We start from the raw sequence: 21,555 nt of genomic DNA on the forward strand, positions 1-21,555 counted from the left end.
CGGGTGAGCACGATTCCCGAGATCCGTACCCTGCCCGTGCCCGACGGCCTGGAGGGCGAGCGCGTCGACGCCGCCATCTCGCGCATGTTCGGCTTCTCCCGCACGAAGGCGGCCGAGCTGGCCGCGGCCGGCAAGGTCCAGGTCGACGGCGCGGCGGTCGGCAAGTCCGAGCGGGTGCGCGGCGGCGCCTGGCTCGAGGTCGAGATGCCGCAGGCGCCCGCGCCGGTGCAGGTGGTGGCCGAGCCGGTCGAGGGCATGGAGATCGTGTACGACGACGATGACGTGGTCGTGATCGTCAAGCCGGTCGGCGTGGCCGCGCACCCCTCGCCGGGCTGGAGCGGCCCGACCGTCATCGGCGGCCTCGCCGCGGCGGGCTACCGGATCTCCACCTCCGGCGCCGCCGAGCGCCAGGGCATCGTGCACCGCCTGGACGTCGGCACCTCGGGCCTGATGGTGGTCGCCAAGTCGGAGCGGGCGTACACCTCGCTCAAGCGCCAGTTCAAGGAGCGCACGGTCGACAAGCGCTACCACACGCTGGTCCAGGGCCACCCGGACCCGACGAGCGGCACGATCGACGCGCCCATCGGCCGCCACCCCCAGCACGACTACAAGTGGGCGGTCACGGCCGACGGCAAGCCCTCCGTGACGCACTACGACCTCATCGAGGCCTTCCGCGCCGCCTCCCTGCTGGACGTGAAGCTGGAGACCGGCCGCACCCACCAGATCCGCGTCCACATGTCCGCCCACCGCCACCCCTGCGTCGGCGACCTGACCTACGGCGCCGATCCCACGCTCGCCAAGCGGCTGCGCCTGACCCGCCAGTGGCTGCACGCGGTCCGGCTCGGCTTCGAGCACCCCGCGGACGGGCAGTGGGTGGAGTTCGCGAGCGACTACCCCGAGGATCTCCGGCAGGCCCTCGACCAGGTCCGCGAAGAGACGTACGCGTGAGCATGGCGTACACCGTCCGGATCGCCGCGGACCTCGCCGACCGCGAGGCCTGCTTCGCGGTCCGCAAGGAGGTCTTCGTGGGCGAGCAGGGCGTCCCCGAGGAGCTGGAGTACGACGCCTGCGACGCGGACGCCGTGCACGTGCTGGCGATCCGCGAGGACGGGGCGCCGCTCGGCACCGGACGGCTGCTGCACGGCGCGGCGGCCGTCGCGAAGACCGGCGCCGACGCCTCGGTGGGCTGCCTGGGGCGGCTCGCCGTCTCCCGGGCGGCCCGTGGAGCCGGCGTCGGCGCGGCCCTGGTGCGGGCCGTCGAGGACGCGGCACGCGCGCGTGGCCTCACCGCCGTGGACCTGCACGCCCAGACCCACGCCCTGGGCTTCTACGAGCGTCTGGGCTACGCGGCGTACGGCCCGGAGTTCCCGGACGCCGGCATGCCGCACCGGGCGATGCGCCGCGCCCTGTAGCGGCGCGCGCTCCCGGCGGCCGGATGGCAGGCTTGAGGCCAGCTGTGTGACCGTCGACCCCCCGGAGCGCCGGCCGTGGATCAGTTGGCCCTGTTGTTCGTCCTGTTGCTCGGGGCCCTGGTGAGCGTGCCGGTGGGGGACCGGCTGGGGCTGCCCGCGCCGGTGCTGATGACGGTCTTCGGCGGGCTCCTCGCGGTGGCCGACTTCGTGCCCGACGTGAACATCCCTCCGGAGCTGATCCTGCCCGGGCTGCTGCCGCCGCTGCTCTACGCCGCCGTGCGCCGCACCTCCTGGCGGCAGTTCGCGGCCAACATCCGGCCGATCTTCCTGCTCGCCGTCGCCCTGGTGTTCGTGACGACGGTGTGCGTGGCGTACGTCGCCAACGCGATCGTGCCCGGGCTGTCGATCGGTGCCGCCGTCGCCCTGGGCGCGCTGATCGCCCCGCCCGACCCGGTCGCCGCGACCAGCGTCGCCGGACAGCTCGGGCTGCCGCGCCGGCTGGTGTCGATCCTGGAGGGCGAGGGACTCTTCAACGACGTCACGGCCATCGTGCTGTACCACGTGGCGATCGCCGCCGTCGTGAGCGGCACCTTCTCGGCCTGGCAGGCCGGCCTGGACCTGGTGCTGTCCGCCGTGGTCGCCGTGGTCGTCGGGGTGGCACTCGGCTGGGGCGCGAACAAGCTGATGGACCTGCTGGGTGATCCGACCCTCCAGATCGGCATGACCCTGCTGGTGCCCTACGCCTCCTACGTGCTCGCGGAGAAGCTGCACGGCTCCGGGGTGCTGGCCGTGCTCACCACGGCGCTTTTCCTCTCCGAGTACGCCACCGACGCCGACGACGTGATGACCCGGCTGGCCGGGTACACCTTCTGGGACATCATCGACACCCTCGTCACGGGCGTGGCCTTCGGGCTCATCGGCCTGGAGCTGCACAACGCCATCCGTACGGCCGAGGGCCGCTGGGGCGAGCTGACCGGCTGGGCCGCCGCCGTCGCGGGCGTGGTGACCGTCGTGCGCCTGGTGTGGCTGCTGCCCGCGACCTGGCTGACCAAGCGGCTGCACGCGCGACGGGACTACGACGAGGACATCCCGGGCAGCTGGCGGGAGACCGTCGTGATGTGGTGGTCCGGGATGCGCGGGGTGGCCTCGGTGGCGCTGGCGCTGGCCGTCCCGCTGACGCTCGACGACGGATCCCCCTTCCCGGACCGGGACGAGATCGTCTTCATCGCCTTCGGGGTCATCGTCGTCACCCTGGTGCTTCAGGGCCTCACCCTGCCCTGGCTGGTGAAGCGGCTCGGGGTGCGGGCCGACTCCGAGCGGGAGAAGGAGTTCGAGAAGGAGCTGGCGGTGCGCGCGGCGAAGGCGGCGAAGGGCAGGCTGCGGGAGATCGAGCAGGTGGAGGACCTGCCCGAGGACCTGGCGGAGCAGATGCTGCGCCGCGCCTTCGACATCGGCATCCGGATCAGTCCGGACATGGGCGAGGAGGAGCGGCGCGAGGCACAGCACCAGCGGGCCAAGCGGCTCAGGCGGATCCGGCGCATCCAGAACGAGATGATGAGCGCGGCCCGGCACGAGGTCCTCGCGGCACGGAGCGAGCCCGGGGCGGACCCGGAGATCGTGGACCGTGTACTGCGTCATCTCGACGTGCGGAGCCTGCGGTGAGGCCTGCGCACGCCGACGCACAGGGGTGGCTTGATAGTCGTACGAATGTGTGGTGCCTGTGGAAAACTTCCGCGCCGCCCGGCGGTCCGCGCCTACGCTCTGATCATGACGCGGAACATTGTGATCAGTGGCGGGGGTACGGGCATCGGGCTGGCCACCGCCCAGGCGTTCGCGGCGGACGGGGACCAGGTGCTGCTCCTCGGGCGGCGGGCCGAGGTGCTGGAGAAGGCCGGTGTGCCCGGGGCGCTCACCTACGCCGCGGACCTCGCCGAGCCCGATCAGGTCCGTGGGGTGGCCCGGTTCGTCGCCGAGGAGTTCGGCACCGTCGACGTCCTGGTGCACAGCGCGGGCGGCGCGGGGCAGCGGGAGCGGCCGTCCGGCAGCGACGATCCCCTGGACCGGGTGGCCCACGACTGGACCCTCAACTTCAGACAGAACGTGCTGACGGCCGCGCTGCTCACCGAAGCGCTGAGGAACCGCCTCGCCGAGCCCGGCGGACGGGTGCTCTTCGTCAGCTCCATCGCCGCCTACCGCGGTTCGGGCAGCGGCGCCTACGCGGCGGCCAAGGCCGGCCTGCACCCCTACGCGCACGACCTGGCCCGGCAGCTCGGCCCGCACGGCATCACCGTGAACGTGGTCGCGCCGGGGTACGTCGAGGACACCGAGTTCTTCGGGGACACGATGGACGAGGCCCGGCGGGCGCGGCTCATCGGGGACACGGTGACCGGCCGCGCCGGGACCCCGGGAGACGTGGCGTCGACCCTGCACTGGCTGGCCTCGCCCGCCGCCGGGCATGTCACCTCACAGGTCGTGCAGGTCAACGGGGGCGCGGAGCGCGGAAACTGACGACGGGCGCTGTCTGCCCGGCCGGGGCGGCTCCGGCGGCGTCGCACCGGCTGGCACCATGGCCTCATGAACATCATGCTCTTTCATTCGACCTATGGCCTCAGGCCCGCGGTGCGGGAGGCCGCGGACCGGTTGCGCGCGGCGGGCCACGAGGTGTGGACGCCGGACCTCTTCGAGGGGCGCACGTTCGACACCGTCGAGGAGGGCATGGCGTACAAGGAGGAGATCGGCAAGGACGAGCTGCTGAAGCGGGCCGTGCTGGCGGCGGCGCCGTACTCCGAGCGCGGGCTCGTGTACGCGGGCTTCTCGCTCGGCGCCTCCGTCGCCCAGACCCTCGCCCTCGGTGACGACAAGGCGCGCGGGCTGCTGCTCCTGCACGGCACGTCGGACATCGCGCCGAACGCGCAGGCGGCGGATCTGCCGGTGCAGCTGCACGTGGCCGAGCCGGATCCCTTCGAGACGGACGACTGGCTGAGCGCCTGGTATCTCCAGATGGGCCGGACCGGCGCGGACGTGGAGGTCTACCGGTACGCGGGCGCCGGGCACCTCTACACCGACCCGGAGCTGCCGGACTACGACGCCGAGGCCGCCGAGGCCACCTGGCGGGTGGCGCTCGGCTTCCTCGACAGCCTGGAGAGCGCGTGAGCGGTACGCCCTACACGGGGTCGTAGGTCCGCTCGACCTTCTGCGTGCCGCTGCGGGTGCGGTACGAACGCTCCCACGAGGAGGTCGCGTCGGGGTCGGTGCGGTCGGACACGACGTAGTAGTCCATCTGCGCCCGGTCGGCGGTGATGTCCAGCACGCCGTAGCCGTGCCGGTCGGTGTCGACCCAGTGGACGTGCCGGTTGGCGGCCTCGATGAGCGGCGCGGCGACGGCGGAGACCGTGCCCTCGGGGACCTTGACGATGTCGTCGAGGTTGTCGGAGGTCACCGAGGTGATCACGAACTCGGTGGCCGCCGACGGCGACAGCGGGTAGGTGCCCGCGTCCACCGGCACGTCGTTGGCCCAGGACATGTGGATGTCACCGGTCAGGAAGACGGTGTTGCCGATGGCGTTCGTGCGCAGGTGGTCGAGGAGTTCACGCCGGTCGTGGGTGTAGCCGTCCCACTGGTCGGTGTTGATCCCGATGCCGTCCTGCGGCAGGTCGAGCAGCTTGGCGAGCGGCTTGAGGAGGTCGGCGGTGAGGGAGCCGATGACGAAGGGGGCGATCATCACCGAGTTGCCGACCAGCCGCCACCTGGTGTCGGAGGCCTTCAAGTTGGCCTTCAGCCAGTCGAGTTGGGCGCGGCCGGTGATCGTCCGGTTCGGGTCGTCCACCGAGCCGCTGCCCGCCGACGCCTGCTGCGAGCGGAAGGAGCGCAGGTCGAGCAGTGACAGATCGGCGAGCTTGCCGAAGCGCAGCCGCCGGTAGGTGGTGCCCTCGATCGCGGGGCGGACCGGCATCCACTCGAAGTAGGCCTGCTTGGCGGCGGCCTTGCGGGCGGTCCAGGTGCCCTCGGCACCCTCGGTGTGGTTGACCGCGCCGCCCGACCAGGCGTTGTCGGCGAACTCGTGGTCGTCCCAGATCGCGACGACCGGCGCCGTCAGATGCAGGGCCTGCAGGTCCGGGTCGGTCTTGTACTTGCCGTGCCGGGTGCGGTAGTCGGCGAGCGTGATGATCTCGTTGGCCGGCGCGTGCGCGCGGACGACCGTGCCGCGGGCCGCGTACTCGCCGGACTTGTACTCGTAGATGTAGTCGCCGAGGTGCAGCCACGCGTCGAGGTCGCCCCGGGCGGCGAGGTGGCGGTAGGGGGCGAAGTAGCCGGCCTCCCAGTTCGCGCAGGTGACCACGCCGAAGCGCAGCCCGGACACGGCCGCGTCCGCGGCCGGGGCGGTGCGGGTGCGGGCCACCGGCGAGTCGACGGCGCCGGCCGAGAAGCGGAACCAGTAGTCGGTCGCCGGCTGCAGACCGCGGACGTCGGCCTTCACGGTGTGGTCGGAGGCGGCGGTCGCCCTGACGGTGCCCTTGGCCACGATGCTGGTGAACGCCTTGTCCTTGGCGACGGCCCAGCTCACCTCGGTGTCCGGGCCGATCCCGGAGCCGGGCACGGCCTGCGGGGCCGGGGTCACCCGGGTCCACAGCAGCACCCCGTCGGGCAGCGGGTCGCCGGAGGCGACACCGTGCAGGAAGGCGGGAGCCTGGCCGGCGGCGCGCGCCGGAAGCGTGGCGGCGAGCGGCGCGGCCAGCACAGCGGTCGCCGCCGCGGCCTTGACGACCGTACGGCGGCGGGGCGAGAGGGAATCGCGGCCTTCGGCGGCCGAAAGTGATCTGGTTCGACTGGTCACAGGCGACCAGGTTACTGACCGGTACGCACAGAAGAGCGGGCGAACAGCCAATGTTCGCCCGCTCTTCACGGGAAGGTCGAATTCTGACGGAGCGTCAGCCCTTGAGTGCCGCGTCGATCATCTTGTCGAAGTCGGCCGGCGTCAGGACCACCTTGCCGCCGTTGAGCTGCTTGCCGTCCATGACGAAGGCCGGGGTACCGGTCACGCCCTCCTTGTTGTCGTCGAAGGTCTTCGACATGGCCATGGCCCAGGCGTCGTAGGTGCCCTTCTTGACGGCGTTCTGGAACGCCGTGTTGTTCTTCAGCGCGGGAACCGTGTCGGCGACCTGGATGAGGTAGCTGTCGTTCTTGAACTTGTCGTCGTTCTCGTCCGGGTGCCACTTCGCGGAGTACAGCGCCGACTTGTACTCCAGGAACGCCTCGGGGCTGACGTTCAGCGCGGCACCCAGGGCGCTCAGCGCGTTCTTGGAACCCTGGCCGTTGTCGTGGTCGTCGATGAACGTGGCACCGACGTACTGGTACTTGAACTTGCCGTCGTCGATGTCCTTCTTCAGCGTCGGGCCGACGGCCTGCTCGAACTCGGAGCAGATGGGGCAGCGCGGGTCCTCGTACATCTTGAGGGTCTTCTTAGCGGTGCTCTTGCCGATCACGACGGTCGTGCCGTCCTTGCCGGTGGTGTTCGCCGGCGTGACCACGGTCGCGCTCTTCGCCGCGTCCCACCCGGTGGGCTTGTTGGCCTGGACGACGGCGTAGCCGATGCCGCCGGCCGCGGCCAGCACGGCCACGACCGAGGCGGCCACGATGACCTGCCGCTTGGCCTTGTCGCGCTTGGCCTGCCGCTCGCGCTCCTCGCGCAGCCGCTCGCGTGCCGCCGTCTTCGCCGCCTGGCTGTTCCGCTTGCTCATGGTGATGATCTCCCTGTGGGACGCGCACATGCCGTACGCGGGATACGTGTGGGGGACTGGGTGTGCTCGGACGCCGCCGCGCACCGGCCGTTCAGGCGGTGGCGAGGGCGGGCGGGCACGGCGGTCCACGCCGTCCCAGGGAGTGCACGAGAAGCCGGTCGCGGGCCGTCGCCGGGCGGGGCGCAGGCCGCGGCAGCCGGCGGGCCGTCGCCGGCCGTGCGGCGGCGGAGGCCACCGCCAGCAGCAGCGGCCGGAAGGTGGTGGCGGCGACCGCGCGCAGCAGCTGCACCAGCGCCCGCTCGCCCCGGCGCAGCCAGGCCGCGGCGAGCAGCCCCACGCCGACGTGCACGGCGAGCAGCAACCAGGCGGCCGCGGGGCTGGCGTGCGCGAACAGCGCGTCGGGGCGGCCGTGGGCGCCGGTCATCCGGGCCAGCGGGGTGCCGACGGCACCGCCCTCGCACAGCACGTCGAAGCCGAACGCGTGCAGCGGACCGGCCACCGGGCCGCCCGCCCGGCCGTAGCAGGCCTGCTGGCCCGTGGTGAACACCGTGTCGGCGGTCAGCTCCAGCGGGATCAGCAGGACCGCGATCCGGCCGAAGCCGCGCTCGCGGCCCGCGAGCGCGTACGCGGCGGCGAAGACGCCGGCACAGACCGCCAGCACCGTCCCCGCCGGCAGCGGGGCCTGGGACAGCAGCACGTGCGACGCGGTGCTGAGCGTCACGGCGAAGGCCGTGAACAGCGCCGCGCGCACGGCTCTGAGCTGGGTCCCGGATATGTCCATAGCGATTGAAGAGTCTGTCACGTACGCGGGTAAGGGACCCCTAAAGAGTGCCTGTGAGTGCGCGAAGGTTACAGCCCCGGAATCCGGCCGTTGCGGAACAGGTCGACGAAGATCTGGTGGTCGCCGCGCGCGCGTGCGCCGTAGCTGTGCGCGAAGTCCACCAGCAGGGGCGCGAAGCCCTCCTCGTCGGCCGCGAGAGCCGCGTCGATGGCCCGCTCGGTGGAGAACGGCACCAGGGACTCGCCGGACTGGTCGTCCGCCGCCGCGTGCATCGCCGCCGTGGCCCGGCCCAGGTCGGCCACGACCTGGGCGATCTCCTCCGGGTCGTCGATGTCGCTCCAGTCCAGGTCGACGGCGTACGGCGAGACCTCGGCGACCAGCTGGCCCGCGCCGTCCAGCTCGGTCCAGCCCAGCCACGGGTCGGCGTGCGCCTGGAGGGCGCGCTGGGAGATCACCGTGCGGTGGCCCTCGTGCTGGAAGTAGCCCGCGACGGCCGGATCCGTGATGTGCCGGGAGACGGCCGGGGTCTGGGCCTGCTTGACGTAGATCACGACGTCGTTCTCCAGCGCGTCGCTGTGGCCCTCCAGCAGGATGTTGTACGACGGCAGGCCGGCCGACCCTATGCCGATGCCCCGGCGGCCCACGACGTCCTTGACCCGGTAGGAGTCGGGCCGGGCCAGCGAGGCGTCCGGCAGGGTCTCCAGATAGCCGTCGAAGGCGGCCAGGACCTTGTAGCGGGTCGCGGCGTCCAGCTCGATCGAGCCGCCGTCCGGCGCGAAGCGGCGCTCGAAGTCGCGGATCTCGGTCATCGACTCCAGCAGCCCGAAGCGGGTCAGCGAGCGGGCGTCACGCAGCGCGTCGAGGAGCGGACCCTCCGCCGTGTCCAGCGTGAACGGCGGCACCTCGTCGCTCTTGGCGCCCGTGGCCAGGGCGTGGATGCGCTCGCGGTACGCGCCCGCGTAGATCCGCACCAGCTCGGTGATCTGCTCGTCACCGAGCGCCTTCGCGTACCCGATCAGGGCGATCGAGGCCGAGAAGCGCTTCAGGTCCCAGGTGAACGGGCCGACGTAGGCCTCGTCGAAGTCGTTGACGTTGAAGACCAGGCGGCCGTTGGAATCCATGTACGTGCCGAAGTTCTCCGCGTGCAGGTCGCCGTGGATCCACACGCGCGAGGTGCGGTCGTCCAGGAACGGACCACCGCGCTTGTCCGCGTCCAGGTCGTGGTAGAAGAGGCACGCCGTGCCCCGGTAGAACGCGAAAGCCGAGGCCGCCATCTTCCGGAACTTCACGCGGAACGCGGCCGGGTCGGCGGCCAGGAGCCGGCCGAAGGCGGTGTCGAAGACGGCGAGGATCTCCTCGCCGCGCTGCTCGTCGTTGAGCCGGTGGACCGACATCGCGGGGTGCCTCCTGGTGCAAGTGCCTGTACGACAGCGTTTCTGCCGTCTCCAACGGGCGACGCCACGCGGGAGTGCCCGGTTCCGCCCGAAGGTACGCAGAGATCGGCCGTGAGTGTCAGTGGCGAGGCATAGACTTCCCGCTGACCCCGAAACCACCCGCCCACCCGTCGCCCCGTGTTTTCCGTTGGAGGCCATACCGTGTCAAAGCCGCCCTTCACGCACCTGCACGTCCACACCCAGTACTCGCTGCTGGACGGTGCCGCGCGGCTCAAGGACATGTTCAACGCCTGCAACGAGATGGGCATGACGCACATCGCCATGTCCGACCACGGCAACCTCCACGGGGCGTACGACTTCTTCCACTCCGCGACGAAGGCCGGGATCACCCCGATCATCGGGATCGAGGCGTATGTCGCCCCCGAGTCCCGGCGCAACAAGCGCAAGATCCAGTGGGGCCAGCCGCACCAGAAGCGGGACGACGTCTCCGGTTCCGGCGGTTACACCCACAAGACGATGTGGGCCGTGAACAACACGGGCCTGCACAACCTCTTCCGGCTCTCCTCGGACGCGTACGCCGAGGGCTGGCTCCAGAAGTGGCCCCGGATGGACAAGGAGACGATCTCCCAGTGGTCCGAGGGCATCGTCGCCTCCACCGGCTGCCCCTCCGGTGAGCTCCAGACCCGGCTGCGTCTCGGGCAGTACGACGAGGCGCTGAAGGCCGCCGCCGACTACCAGGACATCTTCGGCAAGGACCGTTACTTCCTGGAGCTGATGGACCACGGCATCGAGATCGAGCACCGGGTCCGCGAAGGCCTCCTGGAGATCGGCAAGAAGCTCGGCATCCCCCCGCTGGTCACCAACGACTCGCACTACACGTACGCGCACGAGGCGACCGCCCACGACGCCCTGCTGTGCATCCAGACCGGCAAGAACCTCTCCGACCCGGACCGCTTCAAGTTCGACGGCACCGGCTACTACCTGAAGTCCACGGACGAGATGTACGCCATCGACTCCTCGGACGCCTGGCAGGAGGGCTGCGCCAACACGCTCCTGGTCGCCGAGATGGTCGACACCACCGGCATGTTCGAGAAGCGCGACCTCATGCCCAAGTTCGACATCCCCGACGGTTACACCGAGGTCACCTGGTTCCAGGAGGAGGTCCGCCGGGGCATGGAGCGCCGCTTCCCCGGCGGCGTCCCGGACGACCGGCAGAAGCAGGCCGAGTACGAGATGGACGTCATCATCCAGATGGGGTTCCCGGGCTACTTCCTCGTCGTCGCCGACTTCATCATGTGGGCCAAGAAGAACGGCATCGCGGTCGGCCCCGGCCGAGGCTCGGCGGCCGGCTCGATCGTCGCGTACGCCATGGGCATCACCGACCTCGACCCGATCCCGCACGGCCTGATCTTCGAGCGGTTCCTCAACCCCGAGCGCGTCTCCATGCCCGACGTCGACATCGACTTCGACGAGCGCAGGCGCGTCGAGGTGATCCGGTACGTGACGGAGAAGTACGGCGCCGACAAGGTCGCCATGATCGGCACCTACGGCAAGATCAAGGCGAAGAACGCCATCAAGGACTCCGCGCGCGTGCTGGGCTACCCGTACGCGATGGGTGACCGCCTCACCAAGGCGATGCCCGCCGACGTCCTCGGCAAGGGCATCGACCTCGACGGCATCACCAACCCCTCGCACCCGCGCTACAACGAGGCGGGCGAGATCCGGGGGATGTACGAGAACGAGCCGGACGTCAAGAAGGTCATCGACACCGCGAAGGGCGTCGAGGGCCTGGTGCGGCAGATGGGTGTGCACGCCGCCGGCGTGATCATGTCCAGCGAGCCCATCGTCGACCACGCCCCGATCTGGGTGCGGCACACGGACGGCGTGACCATCACGCAGTGGGACTACCCGCAGTGCGAGTCGCTCGGCCTGCTGAAGATGGACTTCCTCGGCCTGCGCAACCTGACGATCATGGACGACGCCGTCAAGATGGTGAAGTCCAACAAGGGCATCGACCTCGACCTGCTGGCCCTGCCGCTCGACGACCCGAAGACCTTCGAACTCCTCCAGCGCGGTGACACCCTGGGCGTCTTCCAGTTCGACGGCGGCCCCATGCGCTCCCTGCTGCGGCTGATGAAGCCGGACAACTTCGAAGACATCTCCGCCGTCTCCGCGCTCTACCGTCCGGGCCCGATGGGCATGGACTCGCACACGAACTACGCGCTCCGCAAGAACAAGCTCCAGGAGATCACCCCGATCCACAAGGAGCTGGAGGAGCCCCTCGAAGAGGTCCTCGCGGTCACCTACGGCCTGATCGTCTACCAGGAGCAGGTGCAGAAGGCCGCCCAGATCATCGCCGGGTACTCGCTCGGCGAGGCCGACATCCTGCGCCGCGTGATGGGCAAGAAGAAGCCGGACGAACTGGCCAAGAACTTCACCATCTTCCAGGCCGGTGCCCAGAAGAACGGCTACAGCGACGAGGCCATCCAGGCCCTGTGGGACGTGCTGGTCCCCTTCGCCGGATACGCGTTCAACAAGGCGCACTCCGCCGCGTACGGCCTGGTGTCGTACTGGACCGCCTACCTGAAGGCGAACCACCCCGCCGAGTACATGGCCGGGCTGCTCACGTCGGTCAAGGACGACAAGGACAAGTCGGCCGTCTACCTCAACGAGTGCCGTCGCATGGGCATCAAGGTGCTCCCGCCGAACGTCAACGAGTCGGTGCACAACTTCGCCGCCCAGGGCGACGACGTGATCCTCTTCGGCCTCGAAGCCGTGCGCAACGTCGGCACGAACGTGGTGGAGTCGATCATCAGGAGCCGCAAGGCCAAGGGCAAGTACGGCTCCTTCCCCGACTACCTCGACAAGGTCGAGGCGGTCGCGTGCAACAAGCGCACCACGGAATCGCTGATCAAGGCGGGCGCGTTCGACTCCCTGGGGCACACCCGCAAGGGTCTGACGGCACACTTCGACTCGATGATCGACAACGTGGTCGCGGTCAAACGCAAGGAGGCCGAGGGCCAGTTCGACCTCTTCGGCGGGATGGGCGAGGAGGAGAGCGACGAGCCCGGCTTCGGACTCGACGTGCAGTTCACCGACGAGGAGTGGGACAAGACCTATCTGCTCGCCCAGGAGCGGGAGATGCTCGGCCTCTACGTCTCCGACCACCCCCTCTTCGGCCTGGAGCACGTGCTCTCCGACAAGGCCGACGCGGGCATCGCCCAACTGACCGGCGGCGAGCACGCCGACGGCGCGGTGGTGACGATCGGCGGCATCATCTCGGGCCTGCAGCGCAAGATGACCAAGCAGGGCAACGCCTGGGCGATCGCCACCGTCGAGGACCTCGCCGGCTCCATCGAGTGCATGTTCTTCCCGGCGACGTACCAGCTGGTGTCGACCCAACTCGTCGAGGACGCCGTGGTGTTCGTCAAGGGCCGCCTCGACAAGCGCGAGGACGTGCCCCGGCTCGTCGCCATGGAGCTGATGGTCCCCGACCTGTCCAACGCGGGCACCAACGCGCCGGTGATCCTCACCATCCCGGCCACCAGGGTCACTCCGCCCATGGTCAGCCGCCTCGGCGAGATCCTCAGCCACCACAAGGGCGACAGCGAGGTCCGGATCAGGCTCCAGGGCCCGCGCAAGACCACCGTGCTGCGCCTGGACCGGCACCGGGTCAAGCCCGATCCGGCGCTCTTCGGCGACCTGAAGGTGCTGCTCGGCCCGTCCTGCCTGGCGGGTTAGCGGGCAGAGGCATACGAGGGGCGCACCCGTGGCGGGTGCGCCCCTCGTCGTGTGCCTGGGCTCAAGTGCCCTTTATGCAGATGTCAGTTGTGGCCGAACCGCTTCTGCTTGCCCTTGCGCGCCAGGTCCCCGGGTGTCACCTGGGAGAGGTGCTGCTCGCTGCGCGCCTCCATCGAGGACTTCTGGGCCTGCTCCTGCCCGCGCTCAGCCTGCGAGGCGCGCTGCTGACCTCGGTCCTGCTTCTTGTTCTTGGCCATGGTGATCTGCCTCCTGTGGGGGATCTAGGGGCCAGGGCCGGATTCAGATTCACATACGCCGACATCGGCCGCATGTCGGATAATTACCGTGTGTGACAGGGCGGGTGGGCGTGCGTGAGCCGGAAACGCCACGCCGAAGATCCAGTTCCGGCCGTTAACCTCCGCGTGGTCGGGCAGACTCGAAGGAAGTCCCAAAACCAAAGCCTCCGGGAAGAGGGTGAGTCGCGTGGACCGCTGCATCGTCCTGGTGGACGCCGGGTATCTGCTGGGCGCTGCCGCCAGCCTCCTCGCCGGTGAGCCCTCGCGATCCCGGATCACCGTCGACCACACCGCGCTGATCCAGGCGCTGCGCGAGCGCGCGGAAGCCGAGACCGAACGCCCGCTGCTGCGCATCTACTGGTTCGACGGCGCCCCCGACCGCGTTCCCCAGCCCGAGCACCGCCGGCTGCGCGTCATGCCCCGGGTCACCGTCCGGCTCGGCGCCCTCACCCGCAGTGACGGACGCTGGGCGCAGAAGGGCGTGGACGCCGCCATGCACGCCGAGCTGACCGAGCTGGCCCGCAACCGCGCCTGCTCCGACGTCGTCCTCGTCACGGGCGACGGCGATCTGCTGCCCGGCATGATGGCCGCCAAGGAGCACGGCGTCGCCGTCCACCTGTGGGCCGTCCAGGCCGCCGACGGCGACTACAACCAGTCCGAGGACCTGGTCGCCGAGGCCGACGAACGGCGCGTGCTGGACCGGGCCTGGATCACCCAGGCCGTCCGCGTCAAGGAGCTGACCGGCGTCTGCGCCCCGCCGCCCGTGCCCCGCCCCGAGATCGCCGCGATCCTCTCCGCGCCGCTGCCCGAGTCCGCGCTCACCACCGCCGCCGAGCGCCCGGCCGAGCAGGGCGCTCCGCCGGCCGCCGTCACGGCGGCCGGCGCCCAGGAGCGGGCCGTCGCCCCCAAGGGCGTACCCACCCCCAAGGACCTCGCCGCCCTGCGCGCCCCCGGCACCCAGCCCGCCCAGCAGCCGGCGACCGCGACCCTGCGCTGGTCCTCCGACAAGGGCTGGGTGGACCGCCCGGGCGTGGTCTCCGAGCCGCCCGAGGCCGCCGCCATGCCGACGCTCGCCCAGCTCACCACCGCAGAGCAGCGCTGGGCCGACCGCGAGGAGGACATCACGACGGTCGGCGGCGACCCGTACGAGGTGGGCCAGGTCTTCGCCCGGCGCTGGATCTCCCGCCTCGGCGACCAGGGCCACCTCCAGAAGCTGTCGCAGATGTACCCGCGCGTCCCGCACCGCATCGACGGGGAGCTGCTGCGCTACGCCGCCCGGTTCGGGCTGCTCGCCCACAAGGACGACCAGATCGACGAGCACGACCGTTACGCCATTCGGGCGGGCTTCTGGCGGGAGATCGACGTGCCCGCCGGGACGGAACCCGCTCCCACCGGGGGACTGAACCCGGGCGGAACCCCCATGGCTGGCCCCAAAGGCGAGTAAAGGCCCCGGACCCCGTACCCTCGTCCCTTGTGAACATGCGCGCGGTACAGGCCCCTCGGGAGGACGAGGTCGTACGCGTGCGCGGGCTCACCAAGACCTACCCGGCCGTCAAGGCGCGGCGCGGCGCCCCCGGCACCCCCGAGGTGCGGGCCACCGACGGGGTCGGGCTGGGCGTCCGGCGCGGCGAGGTCTTCGGGCTGCTCGGGCCGAACGGCGCCGGCAAGTCCACCCTCGTACGGCAGCTCACCGGACTCATGCGGCCGGACGCCGGCAGCGTCGAGATCCTCGGCCACGACATCGTGAGACACCCCGAGCGCGCCGCGCGCCTGCTCGCCTACCTCGGCCAGGAGTCCTCCGCGCTGGACGAGCTGACCGTCTCCCTCGCCGCCGAGACCACCGGAATCCTGCGCGGCCTCGACGCACGGCGGGCGCGGGCCGAGCGGGACGCCGTACTGGAGGAGCTGGGGCTCGCGCCGATCGCCGGGCGGGCGCTGAAGAAGCTGTCCGGCGGGCAGCGCCGGCTCGCCTGCTTCGCCGCCGCCCTCGTCGGCGAGCGCCCGCTGCTCGTGCTGGACGAGCCGACCACCGGCATGGACCCGGTGGCCCGGCGCGCGGTGTGGGCGGCCGTGGACCGGCGGCGTGCCGAGCGCGGCACGACCGTGCTGCTCGTCACCCACAACGTCATCGAGGCCGAGACCGTCCTGGACCGGGTCGCCGTCATCGACCGGGGCCGGGTCATCGCCTGCGACAGTCCGGCCGGGCTGAAGGAACAGGTCTCCGGCGAGGTGCGGGTCGAGCTGGTGTGGCGGGAACGGGCGCCGCTGGAGGTGCCCGAGGTCGCCGCGCTGCGCGAGCGTGCGGCCGAGTCCGGCCGGCGCTGGACGCTGCGGCTCGCGCCCGAGGAGGCCCGGGCCGCCGTCGCCACCGTGACCGGCGGGGCCGCCTTCGCCGCGCTGGACGACTTCACCCTCGCCACGCCCAGCCTGGAGGACGTCTACCTGGCGCTCGGCGGTGCGGCCCGGCAGGGGCTGGTGAAGACATGAGCGCACGGGCCGCGGACTGCGTATCGGTCGTAGGGGCGTACGAGTCGTACGTGGGGGACGAGTCGTACGAGGGGGACGAGTCGTACGGGGTGTACGCGACGGCCGCAGGGAAGAGGAGCAGCTCGACGTGAGTGTCGTACCCGCCCAGGTTCTGCCGGGCGGTGTCCCGGCCGTGCCCGAGACGGCACGGGACACGGACGGACTCGGCCCGCCCGCGCGGCTGTGGCCGTCGCTGGCGGCCGTCTACCGGGCGCAGCTGTCCCGGGCCCGGGTGGCGCGGATCCCGCTGCTGTTCGTGGCGACCTTCCAGTCCGTCGGCATCGCGGTGATGATGCGCGGTGTCGTCGACAGCGGGACCGAGGCCCGGTCCGTGGTGGCCGGGTCGGCGGTGCTGGTCGTCGCGTACGTCGCGCTGAACCTGCTCTCCCAGTACTTCGGGCAGTTGCGGGCCAGCGGCGGACTCGACCACTACGCCACGCTGCCGGTGCCGCCGGCCGCGGTGGTGCTCGGTGCGGCCGCCGCCTACGCCTCCTTCACGGTGCCGGGGACCCTGGTGACCGCCGTCTTCGGGTGCGCGCTGTTCGGGCTGCCGCTGTCCAACCTGTGGATCCTGCTGCTCGTGATCCCGCTCGCCGGGGCCGCGCTGTCCGGGCTCGGCGCCGCCTGCGGGCTGCTCGCGCCGCGGCCCGAACTGGCCACGCTCCTCGGTCAGCTGGGCATGTCCGCGGCGCTGCTGCTCGGCGTGCTGCCGGCCGACCGGATGCCGGAGATCATCCGGCTGGCACGCGATCTGCTGCCGTCGACGTACGGCGTCGAGGCGTACGCCCGCACGTTCGCCGAGCGTCCCGACTGGGCCGTCGTCCTCGCCGACCTGGGGGTGTGCGCCGGGGTCGGGGTGGTCTCGCTGGCCGTCGCGACCTGGGCGTACCGCCGGGCCGCCGTCCGGTGACGCGGCGCACAGCGCGACCTGGCACGATGTCAGGGTGACCGCACCGCTGACTCCGCCACCGCCGCCGCACGACGACTCCGCGCACCCTGCCTGGCAGGTTCCGCCTGCCGGGGCGCCGGGTGCGGGCAGGTACGAAGAGGACGGGCCCGGAATGAAGACCGAGTTGCGGGAGGCCGCCGTCATCACGGTGGCCGTGGCGCTGGGCGGGGTGCTGCTGGGGCTGCTGTGGTGGTGGCTGGCGCCGCACGTGCCGCTGGTCGGCGACGAGGTGGACAAGAGCTGGGTGGTCTACCTCAAGGACAGCGAGGGTGAGCAGGCGATCGGGGTGGACGGCACGTTCACGCTGCTGGCGCTGGGCTTCGGGCTGGTCAGCGGCCTCGCCGCGTTCCTGTGGCGGCGGCGCGGGGGCGTACCGGCCGTGGTGGGCCTGGGTGCCGGCGCGCTGCTCGCGTCACTGCTGGCGTGGCGGCTCGGGGTGTGGCTCGGGCCCACGTCCGATGTGATCGCGCACGCGCAGCAGGTGGGGAAGGGAGTCACCTTCCCGGCGCCGCTGAAGCTGGGCGCGAAGGGTGCGCTGCTGGCCTGGCCGCTGGCCGCACTGGTCGTCCACCTCGCCCTGACGGCGGCCTTCGGCCCCCGGGACCCCGAGCCTCCGTACCCGCAGGGACCGATGACCGAGGACGCGTACGGGGCGCCGCCGGCGTAGTCGCCGTCCGCCTGTCAGCCCCGTCCGACCGGTGCCAGGACCGCGTCCGTCAGCTTTGCCAGATCGCCCGGTGCCAGCTCCACCTCCAGGCCCCTGCGGCCCGCCGAGACGCAGATGGTGGGGTGCGCCTCGGCCGAGTCGTCCAGGACCGTCCTGAGCCGTTTGCGCTGGCCCAGCGGGGAGATGCCGCCGCGGACGTAGCCCGTCGTGCGTTCCGCCAGGGCCGGGTCGGCCATGGCCGCACGTTTGCCGCCGACCGCAGCCGCCAGGGCCTTGAGGTCCAGGGAGCCGGAGACGGGGACGACGGCCACCGTCAGGGCGCCGTCGACGTCCGCGACCAGGGTCTTGAAGACGCGGTCGGGGGAGACGCCCATCGCTTCGGCCGCCTCCTCGCCGTAGGACGGGTGGGCGGGGTCGTGGTCGTAGGCGTGGACCGTGAAGTCCACGCCGGCCGATGTCAGGGCGACCGTCGCGGGCGTTCCCCCGGACTGCTGCTGCTTCTTCTGCTTCTTCGCCATCCGGCTTCCTCAGTTCAGGCTCGTCGGCGCCCGGGTCAGCTCGAACGCGGGCAGCGAGGGCAGGTTACGGATGATGGCCGTCTCGGCGCGCAGCAGTTTCAGCTCGTCGCGCAGGCGCGAGGCGGTGTCCGGGGCCTGCAGCAGCCGTTGCTTCGTCGGGGTGTCATGCACCATCGCCGCCGCCACCAGGTACGACACCACGCCCGGGTCGTCCGGCAGCTCCGTGCCCGAGGACAGGGAGCGCTCACGGGCACCGGCCAGCCGCTTCTGGTACTGGCGGAAGGAGCGCAGGACGCCCTCGGCCAGCGCGCCGGCCTCGTCGCCCGGCTCCTCCGGCAGCTCCTCGCACTCCGCCGTCAGGAACGGGCCCGACGCGTCGATCGAGAGCAGACGCACACGTGTCGTACCCGTCGCGAGGACCTCGAACGTGCCGTCGGCCCGCTCCCGGATCGTCGCCGCGTCCGCCACACAGGCCATCGTGTGGAGGGCCTTGAGCGGGTCCGCGCCGAAGCCCGCGGCCGGCCCGCGCTCCGGCTGTGCGGTGGGGTCCGGCATGCCGGGGGCGCTCGGCGCCACCTCGGAGCCGTCGCGGATCGCCACGACGGCGAACCGGCGCGGCTCGTCCTCGGGCGTCTTGAGCAACTCGCGCATCATGGCGCGATAGCGCTCCTCGAAGACGTTGAGCGGCAGTACGAGTCCCGGGAACAGCACGGTGTTCAGCGGGAAGAGCGGGAGACGGACGGTGGTCACGGCGCCCCAGCCTAGTGGTCACCGGCGTGAACGTGTCCGCTGTGCCCGCCGACTGGGACCGGGGACCAGGGCGCCGGCCCCGCGGGCAGGGGGCGCGGACCCGGTGTCAGCAGGTGCTCGCGCAGCCGCAGGAAGTGGCCCAGCGGGTCGTCGGAGAACCGGTCCCAGGGGAACGACGTGGCGTACGGGCCGACGAGGGCCAGCTGGGCGCGGGCGTCCTCCCAGCGCTCCAGGCGCAGCAGGACGTACAGGAGCTCGTTGCGGATCCCGGCCGGCCAGGGGTCGGCCGCGGGAAGGCGCTCCGACAGGGCGAGGGCCCGGTCGGCCGCCGCGTCCAGCCGGGCGCGCGGCACCTCGGGGCCGCAGCCGTCGGACAGATAGCCGAGGGCCGCGCGGGCCGGCAGCGCCTGGACCAGCGAGTCGGCGGGCGCGTCCTGTGCGGCCCGGTCGGCGAAGTCGAGGCACTCACGATGCGCGCCGTGCCAGGACGTGCCCAGATAGCGCAGGGCGGCCACATGGCAGCCGTGGTGGTGCGGGGCCCGCCGTACGGCCGCCTCCCACAGCTCCTCGACATAGCGGTGCCCGGCCCCGGAGCCGCGCGCGTGGTCCAGCGCGATCCGCCAGGGCACCGGATCGCGGTCGTCGGCCCGGGCGGCGGCGGTGATCAGCGGGCTCACCTCGCGCAGCAGCTCGGCGCGGGCCGGGGAGGACCAGACCCGGTCCACCGCGAGCTGCGTCCCGACCAGCAGCACGCCGGGGTCCTGCGGGACGGCCGTGTGCCAGGCGTCGAACCACTCGGGGCGCGAGCGGGCGAAGGCGGCCAGGTGCCGGACGTACCGGTCGTGGTTCTCCCAGGCGGCCGCGGCCCGGGTGGCGGTCAGCAGGGTGGCCGCCGCGGCGTACTCGCCCCGGCCGGCCGCGACCAGCGCCGGGGAGAGCCGGTCGTCGGGCGCGTCGAGTACGGCCTCGTCCCCGGTCTCGGGCCGGTCGGCCGGGCGCGCGGAGCGTCTGTTCATCAGGGCGCAGCGGATGAACGAGGGCAGCGGAGCCATGGTGTCGACCATTGAAAGTCCGCAGGTCGGGGGCGCGCCAGAGAGTTCGGCAAGTCCAGGAAAGTTGTACGGCGCGAGGTCAAAGAGCGGTAAAGGTGCGGGTTCGTCTGGGTATCTGCTGTGCCCCGGGCCCTCCTGGGCCCCCTCAGCCTCGCCGCAGCAGCCGCGTCGCCCCCGCCGCCACGGTCGTCGCGAGTATCCAGCCGAGCAGGATCATCGCGGACTCCAGCCACTCCCAGACGCCGTGCAGCTGCCACTCGCCGACCTGGCCCAGGTCGATCACCGGCAGCAGCAGGTCCAGCGTGAACAGGGCCGGGCTCCAGTAGGGGTGCTCGTCGTGGTTGGCCGGGAGATGGCCCGCGTGGGCGAAGGCCAGCGTCCCCGCCGCCCACAGCACCGCCATCCACACCGCGGCCCGGCCCGGCCGGTAGCCGTAGGCGACCGTCCAGTCCTGCACGTACCCCAGGAACTTCGCGGCCAGCGGCAGCGTCTCGCGGCGCCGGCGCTGCTTGGCGAGCAGCACCTCGCGCGCGTCCTCGTCCTCGCCTGCCGCGCGCAGTACCGCCGCCAGCCGCTCGTACGGCTCCGGGGCGTACTCCGCCGTGGCCGCCGCTATCCAGTCCAGGCGCCGGGTCAGCGGGAAGGGGCCCTGCGGCACGAGGTTCTCGTACGCGAAGCCGCCCATGTGCAGGTTCCCGGCCTCAGGCCAGGCGCCCGCGCGGTCCACCAGGTTGACGATCCGCGCCCCGGACAGCACGACCTTGCCGCGCTGCGGCCGGTCGCCGAGGAAGCGCAGCTCGGGCGTGTGCACCCGGCGCAGGGACAGCTCCTGGTCGTCGGTGAGGGCGAACCGGGCCCGCTCCAGGTCGACGGCGTCCCCGAACCGCCCGTCGTCCAGCCGCAGCCCGCCCCGGCACTCGAAGCGCTGGATCCGCGTCCCGCGCGCGGGAGTCGTACCGCTCAGCTGTGTGCCGCCGACGCCGGCCGGAGTCAGGTACAGGGTGCGCTCGACGGTCAGCTGCGGTGCGTTCAGGGCGAGCCGGGCGTAGGGATTGGCGAGTTTCGCGCCCCGCAGGCTGAGCGACACGCCGACCTTGGCGCTGCGCAGGCTCAGCTCGCCGTGCGACTCCAGCAGCTCCGCCTGGAGGTCCTGGCCCACGGTCATGCCGTCCGCCGCGATCGACCGGCCGCTGCGGTCGCGGTACACGATCGCCTCGTTGAGCAGCAGATCGGTGCCGATGTGCGCGTCGGTCAGCCGGATCCCGTTCTGGAAGCGGCAGCGCGGCAGATGCAGATCGCCCTCGGTGTGCACCCGGGCCGCCTCCAGGCGCGGCACCGCGCAGTCGACCAGGCGCAGGGTCGTGAACCGGGCCTCCGGCAGCCGAACCTCGTCGTCGAAGCGGCAGCCGCGCAGCTCGACGTACGGGGTGACCTGGCCGCCCGCCAGCTCCATCGTGCCGGTGATCCGTACGCCGGCGAGCTTCAGCGCGGACACCCGGCCCGCGAGCGCCGGCGGACCGTCCAGCAGCAGCCAGCACACGATCCGGGCGCGCACGGTCCGCTCGGGGCCCCAGGGATGCCCGCCGTGCGGATCGTCCACGACGGCGTCGCCGCTGTTCAGGTCGTACACGCTGCCGTTGCGGAAGGCCTGCCACATGCCCGCCTCGGCCGCCGTCAGCTCGTCCGGCACGTCCCCGGCGACGAAGCCGGCCCCCTCGGTCACCGCCGTTC

The 21,555-nt window shown here is 71.8% G+C and carries 20 protein-coding genes; 11 read left to right on the top strand and 9 right to left on the bottom strand.

Translation table 11 applies throughout. From position 1 onward, the window contains the following. Positions 1-3 precede the first annotated feature (3 nt). The 5 genes from BIV25_RS29120 (at position 4) to BIV25_RS29140 (ending at position 4,565) form a co-directional block, all read left to right on the top strand. Positions 4-948, top strand: coding sequence for an RluA family pseudouridine synthase (locus BIV25_RS29120; protein WP_071375425.1), 945 nt, complete (start codon positions 4-6; stop codon positions 946-948). Between the two features lie 2 nt (positions 949-950). Beyond that, positions 951-1,412 (top strand): GNAT family N-acetyltransferase, encoded by a 462-nt coding sequence (locus tag BIV25_RS29125; protein WP_071375426.1) that lies wholly within the window; start codon positions 951-953, stop codon positions 1,410-1,412. 75 nt (positions 1,413-1,487) lie between these two features. After that, positions 1,488-3,074, top strand: coding sequence for a Na+/H+ antiporter (locus BIV25_RS29130; protein WP_071375427.1), 1,587 nt, complete (start codon positions 1,488-1,490; stop codon positions 3,072-3,074). A gap of 105 nt (positions 3,075-3,179) precedes the next feature. Further along, the gene (locus BIV25_RS29135; RefSeq protein WP_071375520.1) at positions 3,180-3,920 is read left to right on the top strand and encodes an SDR family NAD(P)-dependent oxidoreductase; all 741 of its coding nucleotides are present in this window, start codon (positions 3,180-3,182) and stop codon (positions 3,918-3,920) included. A 66-nt stretch (positions 3,921-3,986) separates the two neighbouring features. After that, positions 3,987-4,565: a dienelactone hydrolase family protein gene (locus BIV25_RS29140; RefSeq protein ID WP_071375428.1), complete on the top strand. Its 579-nt coding sequence runs from the start codon at positions 3,987-3,989 to the stop codon at positions 4,563-4,565. Between the two features lie 10 nt (positions 4,566-4,575). On the opposite strand, the gene BIV25_RS29145 is transcribed toward BIV25_RS29140, so the two are convergent. The 4 genes from BIV25_RS29145 to BIV25_RS29160 form a co-directional block, all read right to left on the bottom strand. Next, entirely contained in the window at positions 4,576-6,246 is a 1,671-nt protein-coding gene (locus tag BIV25_RS29145; protein WP_071375429.1) for an alkaline phosphatase, read from the bottom strand. A 94-nt stretch (positions 6,247-6,340) separates the two neighbouring features. Continuing rightward, positions 6,341-7,150, bottom strand: a complete 810-nt coding sequence (locus BIV25_RS29150; RefSeq protein ID WP_071375430.1) for a thioredoxin domain-containing protein — start codon at positions 7,148-7,150, stop codon at positions 6,341-6,343. A 91-nt stretch (positions 7,151-7,241) separates the two neighbouring features. Continuing rightward, positions 7,242-7,931 (bottom strand): hypothetical protein, encoded by a 690-nt coding sequence (locus tag BIV25_RS29155; RefSeq protein WP_071375431.1) that lies wholly within the window; start codon positions 7,929-7,931, stop codon positions 7,242-7,244. Positions 7,932-7,999: 68 nt separating this feature from the next. After that, positions 8,000-9,325: a DUF2252 domain-containing protein gene (locus tag BIV25_RS29160; RefSeq protein WP_071375432.1), complete on the bottom strand. Its 1,326-nt coding sequence runs from the start codon at positions 9,323-9,325 to the stop codon at positions 8,000-8,002. 201 nt (positions 9,326-9,526) lie between these two features. Between BIV25_RS29160 and dnaE the strand changes: the two genes are divergently transcribed. Then, positions 9,527-13,066 carry a DNA polymerase III subunit alpha gene (gene dnaE / locus BIV25_RS29165; RefSeq protein WP_071375433.1) on the top strand — a complete coding sequence of 1,180 codons (3,540 nt, stop codon included), beginning with the start codon at positions 9,527-9,529 and terminating at the stop codon, positions 13,064-13,066. Between the two features lie 83 nt (positions 13,067-13,149). Here the strand turns inward: dnaE and BIV25_RS51440 are convergent, their stop codons facing one another. Further along, a complete protein-coding gene (locus BIV25_RS51440; RefSeq protein WP_177235455.1) occupies positions 13,150-13,323 on the bottom strand; it encodes a hypothetical protein in 174 nt (57 codons plus the stop codon). A 226-nt stretch (positions 13,324-13,549) separates the two neighbouring features. Here BIV25_RS51440 and BIV25_RS29170 point away from each other — a divergent pair, with 226 nt between their 5' ends. Genes BIV25_RS29170 through BIV25_RS29185 form a run of 5 tightly spaced genes read left to right on the top strand, consistent with a single transcriptional unit; the run spans position 13,550 to position 17,504 of the window. Further along, a complete protein-coding gene (locus tag BIV25_RS29170) occupies positions 13,550-14,806 on the top strand; it encodes an NYN domain-containing protein (protein ID WP_071375434.1) in 1,257 nt (418 codons plus the stop codon). Between the two features lie 35 nt (positions 14,807-14,841). Further along, positions 14,842-15,849, top strand: coding sequence for an ABC transporter ATP-binding protein (locus BIV25_RS29175; protein WP_071375521.1), 1,008 nt, complete (start codon positions 14,842-14,844; stop codon positions 15,847-15,849). Then, the gene (locus BIV25_RS53310) at positions 15,846-15,980 is read left to right on the top strand and encodes a hypothetical protein (protein WP_256256175.1); all 135 of its coding nucleotides are present in this window, start codon (positions 15,846-15,848) and stop codon (positions 15,978-15,980) included. The genes BIV25_RS29175 and BIV25_RS53310 overlap by 4 nt, the downstream gene beginning before the upstream one ends. Then, positions 15,977-16,798 carry an ABC transporter permease gene (locus BIV25_RS29180; protein WP_071375435.1) on the top strand — a complete coding sequence of 274 codons (822 nt, stop codon included), beginning with the start codon at positions 15,977-15,979 and terminating at the stop codon, positions 16,796-16,798. Before BIV25_RS53310 ends, BIV25_RS29180 begins: the two co-directional genes overlap by 4 nt. Positions 16,799-16,832: 34 nt before the next feature. Further along, positions 16,833-17,504 carry an AAA family ATPase gene (locus BIV25_RS29185; protein ID WP_071375436.1) on the top strand — a complete coding sequence of 224 codons (672 nt, stop codon included), beginning with the start codon at positions 16,833-16,835 and terminating at the stop codon, positions 17,502-17,504. Positions 17,505-17,518: 14 nt separating this feature from the next. Here the strand turns inward: BIV25_RS29185 and ybaK are convergent, their stop codons facing one another. The 4 genes from ybaK to BIV25_RS29205 form a co-directional block, all read right to left on the bottom strand. Continuing rightward, positions 17,519-18,022: a Cys-tRNA(Pro) deacylase gene (ybaK, locus tag BIV25_RS29190; RefSeq protein ID WP_071375437.1), complete on the bottom strand. Its 504-nt coding sequence runs from the start codon at positions 18,020-18,022 to the stop codon at positions 17,519-17,521. A gap of 9 nt (positions 18,023-18,031) precedes the next feature. Beyond that, entirely contained in the window at positions 18,032-18,772 is a 741-nt protein-coding gene (locus tag BIV25_RS29195) for an LON peptidase substrate-binding domain-containing protein (protein WP_071375438.1), read from the bottom strand. Positions 18,773-18,783: 11 nt separating this feature from the next. Continuing rightward, complete coding sequence (locus BIV25_RS29200; RefSeq protein WP_177235456.1) at positions 18,784-19,836, bottom strand: hypothetical protein; 1,053 nt, start codon at positions 19,834-19,836, stop codon at positions 18,784-18,786. A gap of 133 nt (positions 19,837-19,969) precedes the next feature. Next, positions 19,970-21,547 (bottom strand): oxidoreductase, encoded by a 1,578-nt coding sequence (locus BIV25_RS29205; protein WP_071375439.1) that lies wholly within the window; start codon positions 21,545-21,547, stop codon positions 19,970-19,972. Positions 21,548-21,555: the final 8 nt, after the last annotated feature.

It is taken from the genome of Streptomyces sp. MUSC 14, from assembly GCF_001866675.1.
Classification (GTDB): Bacteria; Actinomycetota; Actinomycetes; order Streptomycetales; family Streptomycetaceae; genus Streptomyces.